At 26.0% G+C, this 24,234-nt stretch carries 21 protein-coding genes; 11 read left to right on the top strand and 10 right to left on the bottom strand.

Going from position 1 to position 24,234, the window contains the following annotated elements; translation table 4 throughout:
* Positions 1 to 59: 59 nt before the first annotated feature.
* From KQ877_RS01510 to KQ877_RS01495, 4 genes are read left to right on the top strand one after another with little or no spacing between them, the layout of a single operon-like run.
* Positions 60 to 1,412 (top strand): BMP family ABC transporter substrate-binding protein, encoded by a 1,353-nt coding sequence (locus KQ877_RS01510; protein ID WP_216488605.1) that lies wholly within the window; start codon positions 60 to 62, stop codon positions 1,410 to 1,412.
* Between the two features lie 5 nt (positions 1,413 to 1,417).
* A complete protein-coding gene (locus KQ877_RS01505; RefSeq protein ID WP_216535836.1) occupies positions 1,418 to 2,959 on the top strand; it encodes an ABC transporter ATP-binding protein in 1,542 nt (513 codons plus the stop codon).
* The gene (locus tag KQ877_RS04145) at positions 2,959 to 4,536 is read left to right on the top strand and encodes an ABC transporter permease subunit (RefSeq protein WP_216535835.1); all 1,578 of its coding nucleotides are present in this window, start codon (positions 2,959 to 2,961) and stop codon (positions 4,534 to 4,536) included. The genes KQ877_RS01505 and KQ877_RS04145 overlap by 1 nt, the downstream gene beginning before the upstream one ends.
* A gap of 1 nt (position 4,537) precedes the next feature.
* Positions 4,538 to 5,455 (top strand): ABC transporter permease, encoded by a 918-nt coding sequence (locus KQ877_RS01495; RefSeq protein ID WP_216535834.1) that lies wholly within the window; start codon positions 4,538 to 4,540, stop codon positions 5,453 to 5,455.
* Positions 5,456 to 5,475: 20 nt separating this feature from the next.
* Here KQ877_RS01495 and tsaD read toward each other — a convergent pair whose 3' ends face one another.
* The 10 genes from tsaD to KQ877_RS01445 form a co-directional block, all read right to left on the bottom strand.
* Entirely contained in the window at positions 5,476 to 6,435 is a 960-nt protein-coding gene (gene tsaD / locus KQ877_RS01490) for a tRNA (adenosine(37)-N6)-threonylcarbamoyltransferase complex transferase subunit TsaD (RefSeq protein WP_216535833.1), read from the bottom strand.
* Positions 6,435 to 6,980 (bottom strand): hypothetical protein, encoded by a 546-nt coding sequence (locus KQ877_RS01485; protein WP_216535832.1) that lies wholly within the window; start codon positions 6,978 to 6,980, stop codon positions 6,435 to 6,437. The genes tsaD and KQ877_RS01485 overlap by 1 nt, the downstream gene beginning before the upstream one ends.
* Positions 6,980 to 7,360 (bottom strand): tRNA (adenosine(37)-N6)-threonylcarbamoyltransferase complex ATPase subunit type 1 TsaE, encoded by a 381-nt coding sequence (locus tag KQ877_RS01480; RefSeq protein ID WP_216488618.1) that lies wholly within the window; start codon positions 7,358 to 7,360, stop codon positions 6,980 to 6,982. The genes KQ877_RS01485 and KQ877_RS01480 overlap by 1 nt, the downstream gene beginning before the upstream one ends.
* A gap of 1 nt (position 7,361) precedes the next feature.
* Complete coding sequence (gene msrA, locus KQ877_RS04140) at positions 7,362 to 8,537, bottom strand: peptide-methionine (S)-S-oxide reductase MsrA (protein WP_308699331.1); 1,176 nt, start codon at positions 8,535 to 8,537, stop codon at positions 7,362 to 7,364.
* On the bottom strand, positions 8,530 to 9,381 hold the full coding sequence (gene rsgA / locus KQ877_RS01470) for a ribosome small subunit-dependent GTPase A (RefSeq protein ID WP_216535831.1): 852 nt from the start codon (positions 9,379 to 9,381) through the stop codon (positions 8,530 to 8,532). The genes msrA and rsgA overlap by 8 nt, the downstream gene beginning before the upstream one ends.
* Complete coding sequence (locus KQ877_RS01465; RefSeq protein ID WP_216535830.1) at positions 9,381 to 10,358, bottom strand: serine/threonine-protein kinase; 978 nt, start codon at positions 10,356 to 10,358, stop codon at positions 9,381 to 9,383. Before KQ877_RS01465 ends, rsgA begins: the two co-directional genes overlap by 1 nt.
* On the bottom strand, positions 10,358 to 11,110 hold the full coding sequence (locus KQ877_RS01460) for a protein phosphatase 2C domain-containing protein (protein ID WP_216535829.1): 753 nt from the start codon (positions 11,108 to 11,110) through the stop codon (positions 10,358 to 10,360). The genes KQ877_RS01465 and KQ877_RS01460 overlap by 1 nt, the downstream gene beginning before the upstream one ends.
* On the bottom strand, positions 11,110 to 11,694 hold the full coding sequence (gene gmk / locus KQ877_RS01455; RefSeq protein ID WP_216535828.1) for a guanylate kinase: 585 nt from the start codon (positions 11,692 to 11,694) through the stop codon (positions 11,110 to 11,112). Before gmk ends, KQ877_RS01460 begins: the two co-directional genes overlap by 1 nt.
* Positions 11,695 to 11,835: 141 nt before the next feature.
* Entirely contained in the window at positions 11,836 to 13,023 is a 1,188-nt protein-coding gene (locus KQ877_RS01450) for an acetate/propionate family kinase (protein ID WP_216488628.1), read from the bottom strand.
* The gene (locus KQ877_RS01445; protein ID WP_216488630.1) at positions 13,023 to 14,000 is read right to left on the bottom strand and encodes a phosphate acyltransferase; all 978 of its coding nucleotides are present in this window, start codon (positions 13,998 to 14,000) and stop codon (positions 13,023 to 13,025) included. The genes KQ877_RS01450 and KQ877_RS01445 overlap by 1 nt, the downstream gene beginning before the upstream one ends.
* 233 nt (positions 14,001 to 14,233) lie before the next feature.
* Here KQ877_RS01445 and KQ877_RS01440 point away from each other — a divergent pair, with 233 nt between their 5' ends.
* The 7 genes from KQ877_RS01440 (at position 14,234) to KQ877_RS01410 (ending at position 24,130) form a co-directional block, all read left to right on the top strand.
* Positions 14,234 to 15,325: a thiamine pyrophosphate-dependent enzyme gene (locus KQ877_RS01440; protein WP_216535827.1), complete on the top strand. Its 1,092-nt coding sequence runs from the start codon at positions 14,234 to 14,236 to the stop codon at positions 15,323 to 15,325.
* Positions 15,326 to 15,349: 24 nt separating this feature from the next.
* The gene (locus KQ877_RS01435; RefSeq protein ID WP_216488634.1) at positions 15,350 to 16,345 is read left to right on the top strand and encodes an alpha-ketoacid dehydrogenase subunit beta; all 996 of its coding nucleotides are present in this window, start codon (positions 15,350 to 15,352) and stop codon (positions 16,343 to 16,345) included.
* Between the two features lie 137 nt (positions 16,346 to 16,482).
* Entirely contained in the window at positions 16,483 to 18,675 is a 2,193-nt protein-coding gene (locus tag KQ877_RS04135) for a P68 family surface lipoprotein (RefSeq protein WP_216535826.1), read from the top strand.
* A gap of 144 nt (positions 18,676 to 18,819) precedes the next feature.
* On the top strand, positions 18,820 to 20,475 hold the full coding sequence (locus KQ877_RS01425; RefSeq protein ID WP_216535825.1) for a ribonuclease J: 1,656 nt from the start codon (positions 18,820 to 18,822) through the stop codon (positions 20,473 to 20,475).
* On the top strand, positions 20,465 to 21,559 hold the full coding sequence (locus tag KQ877_RS01420) for a hypothetical protein (protein WP_216535824.1): 1,095 nt from the start codon (positions 20,465 to 20,467) through the stop codon (positions 21,557 to 21,559). Before KQ877_RS01425 ends, KQ877_RS01420 begins: the two co-directional genes overlap by 11 nt.
* A complete protein-coding gene (locus KQ877_RS01415; RefSeq protein ID WP_216535823.1) occupies positions 21,549 to 23,435 on the top strand; it encodes a hypothetical protein in 1,887 nt (628 codons plus the stop codon). The genes KQ877_RS01420 and KQ877_RS01415 overlap by 11 nt, the downstream gene beginning before the upstream one ends.
* 32 nt (positions 23,436 to 23,467) lie before the next feature.
* Positions 23,468 to 24,130 carry a LemA family protein gene (locus tag KQ877_RS01410; protein ID WP_216488644.1) on the top strand — a complete coding sequence of 221 codons (663 nt, stop codon included), beginning with the start codon at positions 23,468 to 23,470 and terminating at the stop codon, positions 24,128 to 24,130.
* Positions 24,131 to 24,234: the final 104 nt, after the last annotated feature.

The raw sequence follows: 24,234 nt of genomic DNA, 5'->3' as shown, positions 1-24,234 counted from the left end.
TTAAATTTTTACTATATAATATAGATAACAAATGATAAAACGATAAATAAAGGAAAAATATGAAAAAATCTAAAAAATTACTATTTAGTTTTGCAGCACTTGGTGTTGTGACAACCATGATTGCAGTACCAGCATTAGCTGCTTCATGTACATCAGGAAATACAAATGCAAAAACAACAGACGAAACAAAAAAACAAATAACAATATCTAACATTAAACACTCAACAAATGTTAATATATCAGATGAAGCTAAAGCTAATAAAGCAATAGTTATTACAGATGCAGGACACATTGATGACTTGTCATTTAACCAATCAGCATACGAAGGAATAAAAGCCATTATTGAAGATTTAGGACTTTCAAATGATACTCCTTCAATCGAACCTAATTCAGAAAGTCAATATGAACAAATTTATACAAACATATTAAATACAGGATTTAAATATTGAATTACTGTAGGATTTAAACATGACACAGCAATTAAAAAATTCTATAATGAACATAAAGAAGAAATGCAAAAGAAAGGTATTGTAATAATCGCAGTTGATTATGATGCATCAGCACCAATTATAAACTTTGAAACAGGTGACAAAGTTTATGATGGAATTCCAACAGGATATTCAATTTCATTGCAATACAACACAAAAGAAAGTGGATGAGTAGCTGGATATGCCTCTGCTAAATTCTTATCAACACTTCCAGAAGAAAAAAGATGAGTTGCATCATTTGGTGGAGGAAACTTCCCTGGTGTTACAGATTTTAATGAAGGATTCTTAAAAGGTATTAAAGCTTGAAATGTTGAAAATCCAACTGCTAAAGTAAAACACCAAGAAGATTCACAAGAAAATAAAGTTAATTTAAATACAGGATTTGTTGTCGGAAATAAAATGAATCCAATTGTTCAAAATATTCTAAATGGTGGATCATCTAAAAGGGTTCCAACAATTATCTTACCAGTTGCAGGACCTGCTACAACAGTTGTTGTTGATAACTTAAAAGACGACCAATATGTAATTGGGGTTGACGTTGATCAAACAAACGTTGTTTCAACCAGAAAAGATCATTTCTTTACCTCAATTACTAAAGGAATTGGACAATCAGTATACGATGTTTTAGAAGGATTATACTCAAATAATTCAGCAAAATTACACGGTTTTGTTTTAGGACAATCAAATGGTCATAACGTTGGAAATATTGCACAAAACTGAACTGGTGTTTCAAAAGCTAATCTAGAAACAACTGAAAAAACAACAAAAGCACAAGCTGATTTAGATGCTGCAATGGCAAAATTCCAAGGTTTATCAGAAACTGAAAAAGCTTATGTTAATTCATTAAAAGCTGAAGAAAATGGTGCAGAAATCAATAACGGACAGGAAAGATTAAATAAACTAGTTGAAATAGTTAATGCATAATAAAAATGTACGCTATTGAATTTGAAAATATAACTAAAGAATTTCCAGGTATAATAGCGAATAAAGACATAAGTTTTAGAGTTAAAAAAGGTACTATTCACGCCTTAATAGGTGAAAATGGTGCTGGTAAATCTACACTTATGTCTATTTTATTCGGATTGTATGAACCAACAAAAGGATTAATTAAAATTAACGAAGAATATGTTAATATTAAAAATCCTAATATGGCTAATAATCTTGGGATAGGAATGGTGCACCAACATTTTAAGTTGGTTAAAATCTATTCAAATTTAGAAAATATAATATTAGGCGCTGAATTTCAAAAAGCAGGTGGTTTTATAGATAAAAATAAATCACGTGAAAAAATTGAAATCATCCAGAAAAAATTTAATTTACATTTCAAACTAGATGCCTTAAGTGGTAAATCTTCAATTCCAGTTCAGCAAAAAGTTGAAATCATGAAAATGTTATACCGTGATAATGATATTTTAATCTTCGACGAACCTACAGCTGTTTTAACAGATGATGAAATCGCGGGATTATTGCAAACAATGAAACTTTTTAGAGAACAAGGAAAAACTATAATATTTATTTCACACAAATTAAAAGAAGTTAAAGAAATAGCAGATACTGCAACTGTTATTAGACATGGTCAAGTTGTTTTAAATTGTGATGTAAAAGAAACATCAATTGAACAACTTGCACAAGCTATGGTTGGTGGTAACTTAGAAGAAGTTACAAATACAAATAATGATTTTGACCAAGAAAATACTGTTTTAGAAGTAACAAATGTTAATACAAAAGGTCAAAAACCTCTTAATAACATAAATTTAAAAGTTCACAGAGGAGAAATTCTAGCTATTGCCGGAATTGAAGGTAATGGACAAACACAAATTGAACAATTAATTAGTGGGGCTTTAAAACCTACAACTGGATCTATTAAATTAATTTCTCCTAAAACTAATGAACTAATTGATATTACACATTTAAACACACTAAAAAGGTCAAAATTAAATCTTTCTTATGTTCCTACTGATAGACATGCTCATGGTCTTGTTTTAGATTACAATATTAAAATGAATTTAGTCTTGAGAAGATTATGAGATAAAACATATCAAAAATTTGGTATTTTTAAAAGTAAAAATATTTCAAAAATAACTAATGACATTATTGAAAAATATGATGTACGTGGTACTAGAAATGGTATAAGTCAAGCACGTAGTTTATCTGGTGGTAATCAACAAAAATTTATTGTTGGAAGAGAAATGTCACATGATCATGATTTTATAATTGTTATGCAACCTACTCGTGGACTTGATGTTGGTGCTATTAAAAATATTCATGAAAGACTTTTAAAAGAAAAAGTTGCTGGAAAAGGAATTTTATTAATAAGTTATGAATTAGATGAAATTTTAGCTTTAGCAGATACAATCGCAATTGTAAACAAAGGTTCAATTGTTAAACAAAGCTTAGCAAAAGACATAACAAGACAAGAAATTGGATTATATATGTCAGATTCATTTGAAAAAGAGAGTGAGGTGAATTAATGAAAAATTTTACAAGTAAATTACAAAATTTAGTTCACAATGCTTCTGTTTATATTAGAATGGATCAACAAAAATCATCTTTAAGAAAAATTGCAAGTAGTTTATGAGCAATTATTATGGGAATTTTATTAAGTATGATTTTTATTTCAATGATCGGAAAAAATCCATTACAATTCTTTAATTTAATTTTTACTAATGCCTTTAAATCATGAAATAAAGAATACTTAATGGGATATTTATCAATATTTCTATTAGGTAGTTTAGGAGTTGGTTTAGGGTTTAAATCTGGATATTTTAACATCGGTGTTTCAGGGCAAATGATGTTTGGATCATTGATCAGTTTTTTAATCATATTTAAATTACTAGATCCTTCAAAAACTATTTCAGCTGGATATTTGGTTTTATTAATGTTTATAAGTATAATGACTGGTGCGCTTTTAGCGATGATTGCTGGTTTATTAAAAGCATTTTTCAATGTCCATGAAGTTATTTCAACAATTTTATTAAATTGAATAGTTGTATATCTTTGTATTTATTTTTTCAACTGAACAAATGGAGCAATTTGATCAGATGGAACAATTGCAAAACAGTTTTTATTAGATACTGGAGATGGTACTAGACAATTAAAAATTTTAGCATCTGATAAAAAAGCATTTATTTCTGCTGCACTAGGTTTTGGTGTTATTATTTCTCTTGTTCTGTGATTTGTATTTTCAAAAACCACAGTTGGATATAAAGTAAAAATGGTAGGACTTTCAAAAACTAATGCAAAATATTCAGGAACTAATGAAAAAATTATTGTTGTATCAGTTTTATCAATTTCAGGTGCATTAAGTGGATTTGCTGGATTCATTTATTATGTAATACTTCAAGGTCAAATGGTTGATTTAACAACACCATTGGGACTTGGTTTTGATACCATTGCAATTAGCTTACTAGCATTAAATGCTCCTGTAGGAATCATATTTACTTCACTATTTTATGCATTATTAAAAACCGGTGAACCTAGTTTATTTTTAATGAATTTAAATGGTGAAAGTATGTTTATGGTTACTGGACTAATTATTTTTATGGCAGCATTAAGCATTATGTTTAGTTATTTCAAACCTATTTATTGAATGAAGAAATTTATTTTACTTTACACAAATAAAGAATGGCTAGAACTTAAAAAAGAACATACCAAAAAACTTGCTTCATTGACTAAACAACATAAATTAAGTATAAAAGAAGCAAAAAACGAACACAAAGCGAAAAAACCTCAATTTAAAGAGGTTAAATCATCAACCAATAAAGAAATTCATAAACTTTTATTGCAAAAGACAGATCAGTATACTGAAGAGCAAAAATTAGAGTACTTTAACAAGTTATCATCTTTTAAAATTAATTTACAAAAAACATTAGACGATTTAGGATTTAATAATCTTAAAAACAAAATTAATTTATACAAGAGTTTAAAAACTGCTCAAAAATTAGAATTTAAAAAATCAACAGAAAATATTTACCAAGATCTTTCTAAACAACTTAATAAAAAAATAATTACAAAGTGTCACCTAATAAAAGCTAAAGGAGAAAAATAGTATGCAAATATTTATATATATGTTTGTTTTAACATTTTGTATTTTATCTCTTGCTAGTTTAGGTGGAATGTTTAGTGAAAGAACTGGTACAATTAATATCGGAATCAATGGGATGATGATTATAGGAGCAATATCTTATTTAGTATTTGGATATTATCTAGGAGAAAATGCTTCAATGTGAGATCAATTATTTTTAATACCATTATCAGGTATTTTGGGTGCATTATTTGCTTCTCTTCATGGATTTGCTTCCATAAAACTAAAAGCGGATCAAACCATTAGTGGATTTGCTATAAATATGTTAGCATTTGGTCTTGCTATTATATTATTATATACATATGGTGGTGGTTCAAAATCTGTTCCATTCTTTGTAAAAGAACTAGCATTGAGTTCTGATACTAGTTCATATAAAAATCTTTTATCATTTAGATTAGTTTTAACAATTGTAATTTTAGTAGGATCATTTGTACTTGTTAAATTTACTCCTTGAGGATTAAAATTAAGAAGTATAGGAGAAAATCCACAAGCAGCAGACGTTGCTGGTGTAAATGTTATTTCATACAAATGACAAGGTGTTTTAATTAGTGGATTTTTATCAGGGATTGCAGGAGCATTTTTTGCTCAGTCAGGACCTACACAATTTAAAGGTGAAGTTGATGGATTAGGATATTTAGCCCTTGCAATTATGATTATGGGCCAATGACGTATTCCTTGAATTTCACTTAGTGTTTTAGTATTTAGTTTACTTAGATCACTTAGTGTTACATTACCATTAATGCAACCAGATACATTAGGAAAATACAGTGATTTATTATCTTTAATTCCATTTGTATTAACTTTAATAATAATGGTCGCCACATCTAAAAGATCTGCAGCTCCTGCTGCTTCTGGTATTCCATATGATAAAAGTACAAGATAATAAAATAAAAAATACAGAAATTAATTGTTTTCTGTATTTTTTTTATTTATAGTTTCATGATAAAAAATTTTAGCGGTTTGGGCAATCATAGCAGCATTATCTGTTGCATATTTTAAATCAGGGATTATAGCATTTTCATGTAGAGTTAAAAACATTTTTCTAATTGAAAAATTAGCGCTTACTCCACCTGCTAGAATTATTGATTTTGGTTTATATTCTTCAATTGCTGCTTGCATTTTTGACTTTAAATATTCCACCATTAAATTTTGAAAGTCACATGCGATTTCATTAACTGGTATTTCTTGGTTTCTGTTAATAAAATTATTAATATAGTTAATAAATTGTGTTTTTATACCGCTTAAAGAAAAATCATATTTATTTTCTGTTATAGGTAAATGAAATTTAGAATTTAATTGTTTGGTGTTATTATAAGCTATTTGATCAATTTTAGGACCCGCTGGAAATTCAAGACCCATTTTTCTTCCAACTTTATCATAGGTTTCACCAACTGCATCATCTAAAGTTTGACCAATTATGTTTAAATCAAGGTGATTTTTTGCATATATTATTTGTGTATGTCCACCACTTACTAATAAACAAAGTGCAGGATAAGTAATTTTGTTGTTAATTGAACCACTAAAAAAATGTCCATCTAAGTGATTTATAGGAACAATTGGTTTATTTAAGGCTAAACTTAATCCATGTGCTGCTAAAAAACCTATTTGTAATGCCCCTATTAATCCTGGTGTTGCTGTATAAGCTATTAAATCGACTTTATTTAAATCATAATCTTTTTTGATTTCTTCAATTGCTTTATAAATATTTTCAACGTGTAACCTAGAAGCAATTTCAGGAACAGTTCCACCGTATTGTTTATGTATTTGAGTTTGAGTAAGAGTAACTAATTTAACTACTTTAGAATTTTCTAAAATTGAAATAGAAGTATCATCATGTGAAGTTTCGATTCCTAAAATTGTCATTATTTAGCATCTCCTATTTGTGGTTCATGAAAATAAATAACTTTTAAATCTTCTAAATTTTCGACTTTGTTAAATATGTCTAAATATTTTTTAAAGTTATAAATTAAATCATTATAATTAATTTCATTTACCTCGTGATTTTTTATTAATGTTGTTGAAATAACATTCTTATTTTCATCTAAAACAATTTCATAAGAAGAATATTTTGAACTTTTTAAATGGATTACATTATTTTTTGTTTGTTTATTAATAATTAAATAACTTGTTGTAGTGTAGATATCTGTATTTAAAATTTGTGAAATAGTTCTTAAATAAGTTATAGCAATTCTTGAACCCGTAAAGCTACCAGGACCCGCATTTAAATAAAAACCTTTTATATCTTTAATATTTAAATTATTTTCTTTTAATATATCTTGTGTTAATTTAGGGATAACATCAACTTTTTTATTTAATTTATCTATTTTTTTATAAGAAATTAAATTAAAATGTTGGTCAAATAAAATCACAACTAAATCATCAAGACAAGTATCGTAAAATAAATTCATTATTTTTCCTCCACTATTTCAAATACATGTAAGTCATTTTCTAAATAAACATTAATTTTTGCATAGTGATTAAATGGATGTTCAATATTATTAGATCATTCAATAATAACTAAATTATTTTCAAAATAATCTTCATAAGCTTCTAAATTACCTCTTAATTTATAAGCATCAATATGAACTAAACCATCGTAGACAAAAATGGTATTAAATGTAGGACTGATAATTTTTTGACTAATATTTAATTTTGATGCTATTTGCGCAGTTAAATATGTTTTCCCTGCTCCTAATTCACCATTTAATAAAATAGCTTCAAATTTTTTAGACAATAAATATTGTACTAAATCATCAAGTTGTTCATTTTCTTTATATTTAAAAATCATTTTATAGTTTTATATGGCAATAAGCCCCTGGATTTTTATCTAAATAATCTTGATGATATTCTTCTGCTAAGTAAAAATTCTCTAAGTTTAAAACTTCAGTAACAATTGGTTTTTGGTAGTTTTCTTGTGCTTTTTTAATAGTATTTAAAATTTCTTGTTCAATTAATGTATTTTCTTGTTCTGAAAAATTTTTTTGATTTCAGTAAATTCCATTTCTATATTGAAGACCTATATCATTTGCTTGAAAGTTAAGTGAAGTAGGATCTATTGTTAATAAAAAATTGTATAAAATTTTATCAAGTGAGGTTATTGATGAATCATAAATAAATTCCACAGTTTCTACTGCTTTTGATTTTTTATTAATTAAATCTTGATAAGAAGGTTTTAATGTATCTGAATTTGCATAACCTACTCAAGTTTTAATTGCTCCTCGTTGAAGTTTTAGTCATGCTTGCATACCTCAAAAACATCCACCAGCTAAATAAATTTGTTTTCATTTTAAAGCTTGTGAATTCAATTCCTTTAAGGTTTTTTCATCATCATTTTTTAAAATATATGAACCCATTACAGCAAAATCTACACCAGATAAAAATACTTTGTCAAGCAATTCTTTTTTAATTCCACCATCAACCATTATTTTTGTATCAAGTGAATTTTGTAAAATATATTCTTTAATTTGAGAAATTTTATTTAATATTTCAGGTTGAAAAGCTTGTCCACCTGCTCCTGCTTCAACTGACATAACCAAAATTAATTTAAAGTGACTAATTAAATCTTTAATTTCTTCAAATGAAGTAGAGGGGTTAATAGCTAGTCCTAATTTTAAATCTTTAGTTTGATATTTTTTTACTAATTCAAGAGCTTTTTTAGCTCCTACTGCTTCATAATGAAATGAAATATAATCAACAAAACTGAGTTCTTTTATTCAATTTTCTGGATCTTTAACCATTAAATGAACATCCATTGTATGTATATTAGCATTTTTATAAGCTAATTTTATTTGTTCAAGAGTAAAACTTTTTGAGTTTGTTGCAAACTGCTGATCCATAACATCATAATGAATATTTTTTATACCGTGTTTTATTAGTTTATTAATGAAAATGTGTGCATTTTCTTTGTCTTCAAAATCTAAAAGTGATGAATTTATAAATTTTATTTGTCCATAATTTTTATTCATATTGTTCCTTTTCTATAATTTGTTTTAAGAATGTTAAATAGTTTTTGTATCTAATTTCAGGTATTTGATTATTTTGTACTTGTCTTTTTACTTCACAATTTTCAAGTGTTTCTAGGTTGTGTTTACAGTTTCTGAATTTGCATTGTTTAGAAGCTTCTGAAAATTTTAAAAATGCAGTAGCAACTTGATCAAGTGTAATATCAAAATCAATTGAACTAAAGCCGGGAGTATCTATAATTTCACCACCATTAAATTCTATTAAGGATACTTCTCTTGTTGTGTGTTTACCACGATTTAAAGCTTTGGAAATTTCTTGAGTTTCAAAATTAGTTTTAGCAAGAAAATTAATTAAAGTAGTTTTTCCTACACCAGTTTGTCCTACAAAAAAACTAGTTTTATTTGTAAAGATATCATGCAAATTGTCAAAACCAGTGCTGTTTTTGTAATTTATTTCAAAAACATCATAATTTTGTTGTTTAAAATAATTTAATTTTGAATCTGTTGTTAGATCACTTTTAGTTAATACAATAACTGGTTTAACTCTCTTGTTTTCAATTATCATTAAAAATTTATCAATTAATTCATATGAAAAATCAGGTTCTACTAAGCTCATAACAATAATTGCTTGATCTATATTAACGATTTTAGGTCTAATAAATGTATTTTTTCGATCGTGGATTTTTTGAATCATATTATCTTTACTAAAATCAACATAATCTCCAACAGTAGGTTTAATATCTAGTAATCTTAATTTTCCGCTTCCTCTAGTTCTTACTATTTCTTTGTTTTGAGTTTTTACATCATAAAAACCTGCAATAGAACGTATTATTTTACCTGTTTTCATTAAATTATTCCTTTTGTGAGCAATATTAAACATATAAGAGTAATTAAAAGCAAAATGCTACCAATGATAAGTAATGTTAAGGTAAAATTTTTATTTTCAAACATTTCTACAAGACTTTTTCTTTGCTTTTTGTTAGGATTTATTTTTTTTTCAATCATTTTATCTTGGTCAAGAGCGTGTCTTAAATCATCTAATACATACATCATATTTTGATATCGATTACCAGGACTTTTAGCACAACATTTATTAATTATATTTTGCACTGATTGTGGAATCATAGTATTTAGTCTTGTTAAATTTGGTATTTTACTATTTATGTGGGCGACTAATTTTTCATGTCCTGTAAATGGTACAGTACCTTCTAACATTTCAAAAAGTAAAATTCCAAAACTATACATATCGCTTTGAAATGAAGCGGGTTCTATATTTTGGATTAATTCAGGTGCTAAGTATTCAGCTGTTCCAATTACATTATTTTCTTTTGTTAATCTTTCACTTTCACTACTTAAACTTATTCCAAAATCAATAATTTTTGCATCTCCATTATTAGCAATTATAATATTTGAACTTTTTAAATCTCGATGAATTAAATTCATATTGTGAATATCTGCAAGTGCTTGAGCTATCATCTTAGCATAATCTAAAGCGGTTTCTAAGTCTAGATATTTTTGTTTTAAAATACATTGTTTTAAACTTTCACCTTCGACGTATTCCATGCTTATTCATTGTTCATCTTCGCTAAAATTAGAATCATAGTATTTAACAACATATTTACTATTTATGTTTTTTAAATTCAGTATTTCATTTTGAAAACGATTTTTTTCTACTAAAGTATATTCACTTTTTAAAATTTTAATTGCTGCTTTTTCTTTGGTGATTTTATTTTCACAAAGTCAAACATAACCCATACCACCCTTACCTAAATTTTTATTTATAATATTGTAAAGTGATGTTAATTTGTGCATTTTATGTTCCATTATTTAATCTCCATAATTAAACAAGTAAGGTTATCATTTGATTTTAGTTCAATTGCATTTTTAATTAATTTATCCGCTTTTTTATCGATAGAGGAATTATCATTTAAAATAGTTTCAAATAAAATCTTAGAAACGAAACTATGAATACCATCTGAAGTTAAAATAATATATTTAGGATTGGAATTTTTATGAACAGAAAAAGTGTCCGCCATTCCATTTTTTTTAGGTCCTAAAGCACTTACTAAACGATCTCATCCTTTAATGTTTTTTGCCTTTTCAGGAGCAAGATCTTCTTTTTCAATTAAGTAATTCATAATATTTTGATCTTTTGTAATTTGATGTAAAAAACCGTTGTATAAATATGCTCTAGAATCTCCTAAATTAAAAATATATAATTCTTTTTCTTTTTCAAAAAACAAACAAAGAACTAATGTTGTTCCCATATCTAGATATTGAATATCCATATTTGCTAGTGATTTCATTTTTTTGGTCACTTTTTCTAAACCATCTTGAAATCATTTTTGAATATTTTTAGAATCAAATGCATCAATTTTTTCTATTTGTGAATTTGAAAAAAAATCTATAAATTCTTTAACTGCAATTTTAGAAGCAACAGATCCGTTTTTGTGTCCACCCATTCCGTCACATAAAATCCCCATATAAACATTATTTTTGTTTATAAAACCTGCAAAATCTTGGTTTTCTTTTCTAATAGGTCCTGTTTCTGATTTTATGACAAATTTAATTGGCATTATAAATTAAATTCTTTCTCAATTATATTTTTAATTTCTAAATAAGTGCCTTCAACTGTGTCATTTACAACTGTATGTTTAAATAAATTTGAGTATTTAACTTCATCAAAAGCTTTTTCCATTCGTTTTTTAATTGTTTCAGGTGTTTCTGAGCCTCTTTCAGTAATTCTTCTTTCCAATTCTTTAAATGAAGGTGGCATAACAAAAATTGAAATAATTTTATCTTCAATTTTTTGTTTTTTGTATTTATTTAAGATTTGAATAGCACCATTTGTTTCAATTTCCAAAAATGGAATAAAACCCTCATTACTTATTTTTTGCAAATTGCTATATAAAGTCCCATAATAATTATCGAAATGTTGAGATCATTCTATTAAATCATTATTTTTTATATGCTCTTCAAATTTTTCTTTTGAAATGAAATAATAATGTATCCCTTCAATTTCACCTTTTCTAGGTGCTCGGGTTGTAGCTGAAACAGAAAGTTTTAATTTTAGGGCAATATCATCAAATAATCTTGCTTCAATAGTGCCTTTTCCCACACCACTAGGTCCACAAAATATAATAATCTTCTTATTGAACATAATTCTCCTAACTAAAAATTGTTAATTTTATTTATAAAATTATAAGTTATATTTAACCTTAAAAATAGAAAATTACATAAATTTATTTGAATTTTGGTTCAAATTAAAAAAATACAACAGCATTAGCTGTGTATTAAAATATTATTTACTTAATTCTTTTACGTAACGCGCAATAACTATTTCTTCATTTGTTCTTACTTTGTATACTGGTATTTTAGAAGTTTTTGAAGAAATTAATTTATAGTCATCATATGATTCTAAATTTGCTTTTTGAGATAATTTTACACCAAATGCAACTTGTAATTGGCTTGTAACTTTTTCTCTTATAATTTCATCATTTTCACCAATACCTGCTGTAAATACAATGGCATCAATCGGTTTTTGAATTTTATTAATGTAACTTGCCATGTAATCAACTACTTTTGAAGCAAATAAATCAATTGCAAAAGCTGCATCTTCATTTCCGTTAGCTGCTGCTTCATGTAAATCTCTGATGTCATTTGATAATCCACTTACACCTAATAAACCTGATTTTTTTACCATCATTTCAAATACATCTTGAGGATCGCAACCTTCAACTCTAATTAAGTAATCAGGAATACCTGGATCAATATTTCCAGAACGAGTTCCCATAATTAGTCCATCTAAACTACTGAATCCAACTGAAACATCAATAGATTTTGAGTCCCTAACTGCACAAACACTTGAACCTGACCCTAGGTGAGCAATGACAATATTAACTTTTTGTTTACCTAAAATGTTTTTCATTTTTGAGGTAATATAATCATGACTTAGTCCATGGTAACCAAATTTGAAAATATCATATTTTTTAGCTCATTCTTGGTTAATTGCAAATGTGCTATTAATTTTTGGCATTGTAACATGAAAAGCTGTATCTTGGGCAATTATTTTTGTTATGTTAGGAATATTTTGTTCAAACGCATCAACAGTTGTTAAAGTTGCAGGTGCATGAAGTGGTACAAATTTTGTAGTACGTTCAATTGCTTTTTTAACATCTTCACTATAAACAACTGGACTTAAATATTTTTTACTTGAAAATGGTGTTCTAAATCCGATTGCAACTAGTTCACTTAAATCGTGAATGATGTTATATTTTTTTCATAATTCAATTAATTCATGTACTGCAGTTGTATGATTTGGTAAATTTAAATCATCAATATATTTTTGTCCATTGAATTTGGTAATTATTCTACCATCTAAATTAATTCTTTCACAAAGTCCTGTTGCTATTAAATCTAATTTATCTTTTGAATATAAAGATCATTTTAACGATGAAGAACCGGGATTAACTACTAATATTTTTTTCATTATTTTAAAAAGTCATATCCTTTTAAGATTGTAATTGAAGTAACATCGATAACATCTTGCACTGTTGCTCCACGGCTAAAATCATTAATAGCTGCATTAACACCTTGGATTATTGCTCCAACCGCACCATAGTTTCCTAATCTTTGAGCCATTTTAGCTCCTATATTACAACTTTCTAAGTTAGGGAAAACATAAATACCTAATTCTTCTTGTGGTGCTGAAGGGAACTTGTGTTTTCTTACATCTAAATTGTAAGCAGCATCAAATTGCATTTCACCTTTAATAATATTTAAAGAAGTATCTTCACTTGCTAGTGCAACTGCCTTTCTTACTAAATCGGGATTTTCTCCTTTACCTGAACCATTTGTTGAGTATGTTAAAAATCCTGTTAAATCGTTCATTTTCATTGTTCTTGCAAATTCTGTTGCGTTTTTTGCAATGTCAACTAATTGTTCAGCTGTAGGTTTTTCTACTGTTGAAGGGTCACTAATGATAACTTTTTCATCACCTTTGTGCATTACCATTAAAGATGATATTGTTTTAATACCTGGTTTTGGCCCAATTGATTTAAATGCAGCTCTTAAAATATCTGCTGTTGAATAAATTAATCCACCAACTGCTGAGTCTATATCTTTATTTCTTAACATCATTGCACCAAAGTATGGACGAGTGTCAAGATATTTTCTTACTGTATCGTAATCTTCTTTTCCTTTTCTAATTTCTGCTAATTTTATAGCATATGCATCTTTTTGTGCACTCAATTCTTCCATTATTAGATTTTCAAGACCGTCGTCTACAATTTGATTTTTTGTTTCTAATAACATAATAGGTTTTGCTAAATTATTGTCTTTTAAATATTTAGCTGCTTCACGAGCTCTTTTATCATCTCCATCTATAAATAAAACGCTTAAAATTTTTTCAGATGCTTTTTCTTTAAGCAAATCATTTATATATTTTGAATATTTAGATAATTCCATTTAAATAATCTCCTTCTTTATTTATAATATATTTTGTTTTTCTCGTAATAATTTTAATTTATAAACGATAATAAAAACAAAAAAATTTCAAAAAAACAAAAAATTGTTATTTTTAACATTATTTTTTTGCTTTTCAATATTTTTTTACTTGATTTCTAAAAATTTTTTCGAAAATATAATTTATAATATATATGCATAAAAAATTGCAAAGAAAACGAAAGGAAATATTTTAAATGGATTTCAAATATATTAAACCTGGCCTAGTAATGTCAGATAAAGATGAAATGATTCGTTTAGTAGATGTTAATGGAGATTTAATCGACAAAAACTACAAAACAACAGCTACAGATGAAGAATTATTACAAATGTACAAATATATGATAATGTCACGTCAATGAGACATGTATGCATTACAATTACAAAAAACAGGTCGTTTAGGAACATTTGCACCTAACTTAGGGGAAGAAGCATTTTTAAGTGCTTTAGGTGCAATTTTAAATAAAAAAGATTGATTAGTACCTCACTACCGTGCTTTAGCTACAATGCTTGCACATGGTGTAACAATGAAAAATATGTTTAACTACTGAAGAGGTTCAGAACAAGGTGCACATTTTGCTGCTGATGTTAATTCAACACCTATGCAAGTTGTTATTGGTTCACAATTATCACATGCAGCTGGAGTAGCATATGCATTAAAACAACAAAAAGTTGAAAAACCATTAGTATTAACATTAGTTGGAAATGGTGGAACAAATGAAGGTGAATTCCATGAATCACTAAACATAGCAGCGGTTCGTCACTTACCAGTATTTTATGTTGTTGCTAATAACCAATGAGCTATTTCAGTACCAGAACACAATAGTTATGCAGTTCCAACATTATCACAAAGAGCTATGTCATATAATATTCCAGGACTACGTGTTGATGGAAATGACTTATTAGCTTCATATGAAGTAGCAAAAGAAGTTGCTGAATATATTCGTCAAGGAAATCGACCAGTTCTAGTTGAATTTGTTACATGACGTCAAGGACAACACACCACTTCAGATAACCCTCGTGTATATCGTTCACGTGAATTAGAAGAAGAAAAAGAAAAATGAGAACCAATGCACCGTATTGAAAAATTCTTATTTGAAAAAGGTATTTTAACAGAAGAACTTAAAACTCAAATTTGAGATGAACAATTTGAAGCAGCTAAAGAAGCTTATGCACAATCAACAGAAGATTTAGCAAAAGAAGGATATGAAGACATCTTTAAATATACATATAAAGAACTTACACCTGAATTAAAAGAACAATTTGAAGAAGGGAAAAAATACTTATAACAAAGTATTTTAAGGAAATAAATTATGTCAGATAAAAAAATTACCGTAAATAATATAGGTGCTTTAAACCAAGCTTTAAAATTAATGTTCGCTAAAGATGAAAGATACGTTCTATATGGTGAAGATGCAGGATTTGAAGGTGGAGTTTTCCGTGCAACAGAAGGATTACAACAAGAATTTGGATCAGATAGAGTTTGAGATTCTCCAATTTCAGAATCAGCTATTGCAGGAACAGCAATCGGAGCTGCAGTTGCAGGATTAAGACCAGTTGTTGAATTCCAATTCTCAGGATTCTCATGATACGCATTAGCACAAATTTGTACAAATGCAGCTCGTATGCGTAACCGTACACGTGGAAAATACAGTGTTCCAGCAGTATTTAGAATGCCAGCAGGTGGAGGAGTTAAAGCTTTAGAACACCATTCAGAATCAATTGAAACAATTTATTCACACATTCCAGGACTAACAGTAGTTATGCCTTCAACACCTTACAACACAAAAGGATTAATGATTGCAGCTATGGAAAGTGAAGATCCAGTTATCTTCTTAGAGCACAAACGTGACTACCGTGCTTTCAAACAAGAAATTCCTGAAGGATACTACAAAGTTGAATTAGGTAAAGCCAATGTTATTGTTGAAGGGTCAGACTTAACAGTTGTAACATATGGACACATGGTTCACGAAACATTAGCAGCTCTAAAACAATTAAATGAAGAAGGATTTGAGGGATCAGTTGAAGTTATTGATTTACAAACATTAAAACCAATGGATACAGAAACAATTGTTAACTCAGTTAAAAAAACAGGAAAAGTTATCGCTGTTACTGAAGCTGTTTCAACATTATCAATTGCTTCAGAAATTATTACACGTGTTAATGAACACTGCTTTGATGATTTAAAAGCTGCTCCAGTTCGTTTAGCTGGACCAGACGTAACAATTCCTTTACCAGCATTAGAACCTCTATTCATGGTTGATGCTAAAAAAATTGCTCACGAAATCAAAGAATTATACAAAAAATAATTATTTATATTTTTAATACCGAGATTATTCTTGGTATTTTTTATTTACTTTTTATAAAGTTTTAAATAAAAAAACAAAAAAATAACATTTTTTTCTTGTGTTTTTAAGTTTTTATATATTTCATATATAATTTAGTTATGTTTAAATTTAAAAATATTTTGAAATTATTAGGAGTTTTTACTTTAGTTATTCCCTTCGCAGTAATGGGAGCAAGCTGTCAAAGAGTAACTAAATATGATCAAGATGCATATTTTACAGAAGATAAAAAAAATGGCAAAACTGTAGAAAAAATTAGAATTATTTCTCATTTTGGACCAACAACTGATGCTAAAAGACATGATGCATTGGAAACTATTATCTCAGAATATAACAAATATTTAGATGATAACGAAAATAATCAAGAATTAAAAGATGCATTAAAAGTGGAATCTAATTATAATTTTGGTTTCAGTTATAACGATGTATATAATAATTTGAAGCAAAAAATAGTTGCCAAAGACAAAAAAACCTTAGGTAATTTAGTTTTAAATTATCCTTCTACAGCAGTATTTTTAGGATCACACGATATGATTTTGGATCTCGATGATGTTAATACTGATTTAGTAAACAAATCTACGATTGAATCATATAGAATATTAGGATTAGATAGTTCAAAGAAATGAATTTTACCTTTTGGACAATCTTCTGAAATACTAAGTGTTAATAAATTATTACTAGGATACATTTTAAATGTTTTAAATACTAAATACTCAGAAACACATTCAGATGCATTGATATCTAATGAAAATAATTCAATTTTAAATGAATCCTTAGATTTATTTAAACAACAAAGTCAGGCTTCAAAGGATTATTTAGAAAATTTATGAAAATTAAATGAAGCAAGTCAAATAGATTTTAGTCAATATGAAATTAATAAGTTAGATGATTCTATTATTTCCACATATGATGGAATGTTAAAATTTAGCTATTTTATAGCAAAAATATTAAATAGTATTGGTAATACGAATAAATTATTTACTTTAGGTATGGACAATCCTGTCAATGAATTATTTATGCAAATGTATAATAAAGCAAATAATAACTTTGATAATTACTATTTAAAGCCTTTAAAATCAAAACAATATATTTTAAATTATTATGAAACTATTACCCAAAAAGAAAACAATGAATTCACTTCTTTATTAAGACAGTATGTAGATTTAGCTAATACTGGAAGATTTTATACACAATTTAATACTGCAACTGATTTTAATTCAACAACTTTACAAACTCAACATGTAATGCTATATAGTGTATCTTCATCATTAGCATATAATTACGTAAAATATGTACCCCAATCATATTCATATAAAAATGAAACAATATCATATTTAGGAATAGGTGATTGAGTAAATGGAACAGCAGGAGTTGGTGCAGATACATTTTTATACAATTTAGAACCAGATAATACTCAACAATATACAGAATGAAAAAACAAAAAACCTGCAAAAAGTTCTGCATTTATAACAAATCAAAATATAAATGAAATAAAAGAATTTTCAAATGGTTTATCAGAATTAAAAATTCTTCACAACTCAAGCCCTTCTAAAGATTTATTTTTAAAAAACAAAGAAGATTTTCAAAAAATTTACTTTACAAAAAAAACACCAAGTGAAAACGAAATAAAATTAGTTAATAGAATTTTAACAGAAATTAAGTCAGCAAAAACCGTTGAAGAAATCAATAAACTAGAAAAACAATTGCCAAAAAATTATTATGCATATTGATTATTAAAAAATTTCAATAAAATTGATAATAATTCTAAGCCATCAATGTTAAAAAATGAAGCGCTTATAACCTCTGTTCCTTTAAAAAACAATTCAAATGATAAAAATCGAGGAACATTTATTGTTCAAGGTCCATCAATTATCGGACTTCATGCAAGTGAAAAGGCTGATAAAGCAACAAAAATATTTTTAAAATGACTATATTCAGATTATAAAATACAAATTCCAGTTAATAAGAGTTTAACATTATCATTGACCCCAGTAGAAACATTTGCATTTAAAAGCGGGTACCTATTTCCATCAGATAATTTTGTAAAAGAATATAGAAAAACAGCTCCTAATCCATTCTTAAATACATTTTTAGATAATATAGAAAAATCAGAAAATGAAAATGGTCCTGTTCCTTATCAAGATATTGCAGATTTAAATAGTAATAGTTTTAGAGATGCTGTTAATTCAGCAATTAATCAAGCAATAAAATTAGGACAAACAACTCAAAAAATAACTTTTGATAAAGTTTTAGAAGCTATACTTAATGCTATTCATTCATTTGATAGAGAATAAATACACAATAAAAAATGCAGCCGCATTTTTTATTTATTTAAAAAGACTTAATTTGCATGTTTTAGTTTAAAATATTTAATAATATATATTAAATAATAAATTACTATTATTTTTAATATTTCACATAATAATGAAAGGAATAAAATGGAAAAAGTTAACTTCTTCGCCTTAGGTGGACAAGATGAAAATGGAAAAAACTGTTACATTTTAGAAATAGAATCAAAAATTTATATTATAAATTCGGGAACAAAAGTTCCGATTAATAGTCATAATGGAATAGATACTTTAATCTCTGATTTTGATTACTTAGAAAAACATGAAAAAAATATTGCGGGTGTTTTTATAACTGATATACACAACGAAAGTTTCAGTGCTTTACCTTGATTGTTAATGAGAATTAGAGGTTTAAAAATCTATACATCTAGTTTTAATAAATTTATTATTTTAGAAAGAATTTCGAAATACAATATTGAACATAACGATTTTGAAGTTATTACATTTAATCAAAAAATGAAATTAAATAATGTAGAAATAACCCCAATACCATTAGCAGGTGCTTTACCAGGAATTCAGGGATTAAATTTTAATTACAAAAATGGAAATATTTTATTTTTAACTAATTTTGTGGTTGGTAATTTGGGGCCTTATGGAAATACAGATTTACAAAGAATTAAAAAACAAATTCCAGATGATCCTTTAAAAATTTTAATTATGGATTCTGGACATTCCAATTCACCAGGTAGAACAATTGATAAATTATGAATTACTGGTCAAGTTGAGTATAAATTCATAGAAACTAAAACAAATAATAGAATAATTGTTGGTTTATACGATGAAGATATGATTACAGCACATGAAATTTTATTATTAGCTAAAAAATATAATAGACCAGTTATAACATATGGATTAAACTATTCTAAATTAATATCTTTAGTTAAAAAGATGTCACCTAATTTACAACTCCCTGAATTTCTTGATTATAAAATTGCAAATGAAGTAGATAATGCTGTTATTTTAGTTACTGGAGCAATTGAGAGATTATATACAAGATTTTTAAGAATTGCTTCTTCAAATGATGTTTATTTAAAATTTAAGGAAACTGATGCTGTTATATTTATAGCTCCTCCTGTTAATGGTTTAGAAGTTAAATATGCTTTAACGCTTGATGAAATTGCAAGAACTACATCTAATTTAATAGAATTATCAAGTTTTGAATATTATTCATGTAACCCTGCTAAACAAGATATTGTTGATGTAATAAAAACACTTAAACCAGAATATTTTATTCCTATTCAAGGTTTATACCGTTATTTAACAGTTGCAGTAAACGATGCTGTTTCTGAAGCAAAAATGAACTTAAATAACTGTATTATTTTAAATAATGGAAAAGTAGCGGAATTTGAAAAATACAAATTAATATCTCAAAAACACTCAATAAGACACGTTGGTGATGTTATTATTGATGGATTTGGAGTTGGTGATATTTCATATGAAGTAATTAAAGAAAGAGAAACATTGGCTCGTGATGGTATGATTGGTGTTTCTTGCTTAATAGATTATAAAACTAAACAGCCATTGGGTGAAATTAATGTTATAGGTTATGGAATCATAAGTAAAGAAAACAAAGAACAAATAAATGAAATTGTTTCAAAATGTTTTAATAAAGAATTTGAAGAATTAGATCCAAAAACAGTAAATTTACGTGATATTCAGGAAAAATTAAGAAAAGTTATTAGAAAAAAAATATTTAAAGTTCTTTTTAAAGAACCACTTGTGGTGGTGAATTTATATGAAATTTAATAATATATTTAAAAGAAAGAATACAATAAAAATTAAAAAAATTAAATTTTGAAAAACTCCTACTTTTGTTTTTACAATCGTAGCTTTTATTGTATTTTTCTTTTGAATAATTTCATTTTTTGATATTGTAGTATTAACAACCATTCACTCTTACACTTTAGGTGCTTTATTTGGATTTAACTCATCACTTTTTTATTTTGCTATTATTTTATTTTCGATTATGAAAATTTTTGATTGAGAAGGAAAAATTACTTTAAAACACTTTTTCTTTTCTTTTACAAGATATTTAGTTTTTAGTTTTGTAGTTACAATTTTTGCTGGAATGATTTACAATGTATCTAGTTATGAAAAAATGTCACATGTAGGGAATAACATTCCTAAAGTTTTTAATAGTTGATTTAAAGATTATTCAAATGCAACTTCTTCTGCACTACCCAATAAGTTCACATCAGGAATATTTTCTAGTTTTATATTTGCTATTTTTAGTAGCATAGGTAGCCAATTTTTAGCAATAGTACTTTCAATAATTTTATTTATTTTGTCTATAATCATATTTTTTATACCAACACATAAATTTTATTTATTTTCATTTTCAAGAGCAAAAAGAATGTCTGCAAAACGCAAAAATGATAGTTACAATAAAACAAATTATAAAAATAATGCTATAAAAACAACCAAAAAATATGAAAATATAGAGTCATGAACTGCAAATATTAATTTAGAAGATGATAATTTATTTAATAAATTAGAATCAATAGATGAAAAAACAGCGTCTGATGAAGTAAAACTTGATTATTTAGATGATAATCCTTTTGACACAACAGAATTTGAAATTATTGACTTTGATAAAAAAAATAATAATTCAACTTTTAATGATGTTACTAAAGAACAATCATTTATTGAACAAAACATTATATCAACTCAAGAAAATGAAAATAATAGTACTTTTATAACTGCAAGTGATTTTGAAAATTATACGTTAAATAAATCAGAAAATGAATTTAAAAAACAAAAAAGATTTTCACTTATAAAAGATGAAGAAGATTTAAACTTAGATTCACAGGATGGAAGATATGGAAAATAAAGATACTGATATATCTTATGAAAATATTCATATAAATCCCATTACAAATTTTTATGAAAAAAATGTTCATGAAATAGAAGCTTATATTAATAAATTTATAGATTTAAGATACAAACAAATTAATAATAATGTTGAAGCAAATGTAAATCTTAAACTTAAACAAATTAAAATGCATCGTGAAGATATAGAAAAAAAAGCAAAAAGTTTATCAGTAAAACTTAAAAAGTTTATTAACTTTATAATTTTTGCTTTATTTTTTGTGTTAATTGGGTTTGCATTTTGAAAAATTTTTAAGAAAAATAAAAATGTTATTAATGAATTTAATAATTTCAGAACCAATAAAAACAAAGTTATTGCACAAATTACAAATGAGAAACAAAAACTTTTATATCAAATTTTTAACTCATTTTCATTAAATGATGTAAAGAAATTTATACTAAGTCAAATGGGGATTTTTAAAGTAAATAACAATAATTTTCATGAAGTTTTAGAGAATATTAATGTTACAAATCCAAAGGTACCAATATTTTTTAGAAGTATTGAAAAATATGATATTAGAAATAATTTTTTCTACGACCTAGATTTTTATAATTTAACATATTCAAATATATTATATACTGGTTCAAGATTGGTAAGATACGTAAAAGATGGCAAAACATATACAAAAACAGTTGTTGCTAATTATCAACACCCTGCACCGTTTTTAAATCAAATACATACAACTTTATATTTAACAAATTATTTACCTAATTTAAGGTTTATTTCTACTCAACCTTTAACAGCACAACAAGTTAAGAAAATGACTAAAAGAAATGAACTTATTTTAGAAAATAAAGAAATTTATTCAAGATATAATTTTAAATATAATGATGAGTTAAGTTTTGTAAACTTTTTTCAATTAATAACTCAAGAAAAATATATTGATTGATATGATTATGCAACAAAAAACAATATATTTAATGCTGATTTTGAAAAAACTTCAAATGGATTTATAGTTTACAACAAAAAACATGAAGTCTATAATAAAATTTTGAAAAATAATTCCGATTGATTTTTAAAAATAACTCACACTAAAAATTCTGAGACATTATCGATTGAAGATATAAAATTAGAAGTTAAAAGTTACATAAAAGAATATATAAAAGATATTCTTGCTTCATTGACTTTAATTTTTTCAAATAAATATTTAGCAAGTGAAACATATAATGAAAATAAACAATTTTCATTTGAATATGTAGATAAACAAAACATTCAGAATCACGACACACAAACATACAATAATTTATTTTTTATCAATAAGTTGAATAACAACAAATATTTTTCATTAAAGACTAAAAAACCTGCTAGAGATTTTATTTATGAAAAGTTTCAAAGATCAGTTTTAGGAAATAATGTTCACTTTATTAATTTAGATCAATGAAGTTGATATATTGAAAAGAAAATTAAATATGTTACAGTAAGTGATTTTAATGTTGGTGCTGTTTCTGTTCGTGTAGATTATGATGATTATATTAAATTTTCAGAAAATAAAACAATTATTTTTAGTTCTAACTATAAATTAAAAAATAACCAATTTATAAATTCATTTGTAAATAAAACGGATGATTCAATTTCTGTTTATGATACAGAGGATAAAAGTTTACTTTATACTATTTTAACACACAAATTGTACTGAAATTTTCAGTTAAATATTGATAAAGAACTATTGAATGATTCAATAGAAATTATTAAAAATTTTAATAATCTATTTAAAACATATCGTAATTTCTATTCTTTAGAAATTGATTCAGAAGGAATATATGTATTTATAAACGAACCGAATGAAATACCTAAAAATATAACAATGGAAATGGTATCTTTTATAAATAATATATAATATAAGTATATTTAATTTTAAGGAGTAATTTTATGTTATTTGATTCAAGAAACGAACAACAAAATGTAACAATAAATGTTGATAACACCATTCAACATGCAAAAGCCTCAACTTTACAAAAAGTAATGTTTTATTTACTACTAGTAATTGCTTCGCCTTTTACATTATTTTTTATTTGAATACTGCCAGTAAAATATAAAAATAAATTTAATCAAAAACAAGTGGTAGCCCAAGAAGCTTCTTCTACAATACAAGCTGCGCAAGCTAAACGTCGTGCAACATTAATTAAAATGATGGACTCTGTTAAAGGTTATAAAACTCATGAAAAAGAATTATTGGAACAAATTACTAAATATCGTTCACAGATTCAAGATACTAATTTTAATGATTTAAACAATTTACAAGAAACACAAAATCTTTTAAGTAGTGTAACAAATGGTCTAAAAATTACATTTGAAAAATATCCTGATTTAAAAGCAAGTTCACTATATCAACAATTTTCAAATGAAGTAGTTATGCAAGAAGATGAAATTTATTCAGCAAGAAGAATCTACAATGCAAGAGTTACTGACTTTAATTCTATGCTTTATAAATTCCCTGCAATAGTTGTTGCAAATAATATGAAATTACATAATTTACCTTTCTTTACAGCTACAGAGCTAGAAAGACAAGATGTTGATACGTCATCTTTATAAAAAAATAATTTAAAAAACACTGGTGTGTTTTTTTATTTTTATTTAGTTCTTTTTTAATAAATATATTTATTAAAAAAACAACCTTTTAGAGTAAAATTTATATA

Origin of the sequence: Mycoplasma zalophi, assembly GCF_018914005.1 — a bacterium.
In the GTDB taxonomy this organism is placed as follows: domain Bacteria; phylum Bacillota_I; class Bacilli_A; order Mycoplasmatales; family Metamycoplasmataceae; genus Metamycoplasma; species Metamycoplasma zalophi_A.
This window is presented reverse-complemented; position numbering and strand designations above follow the sequence as displayed.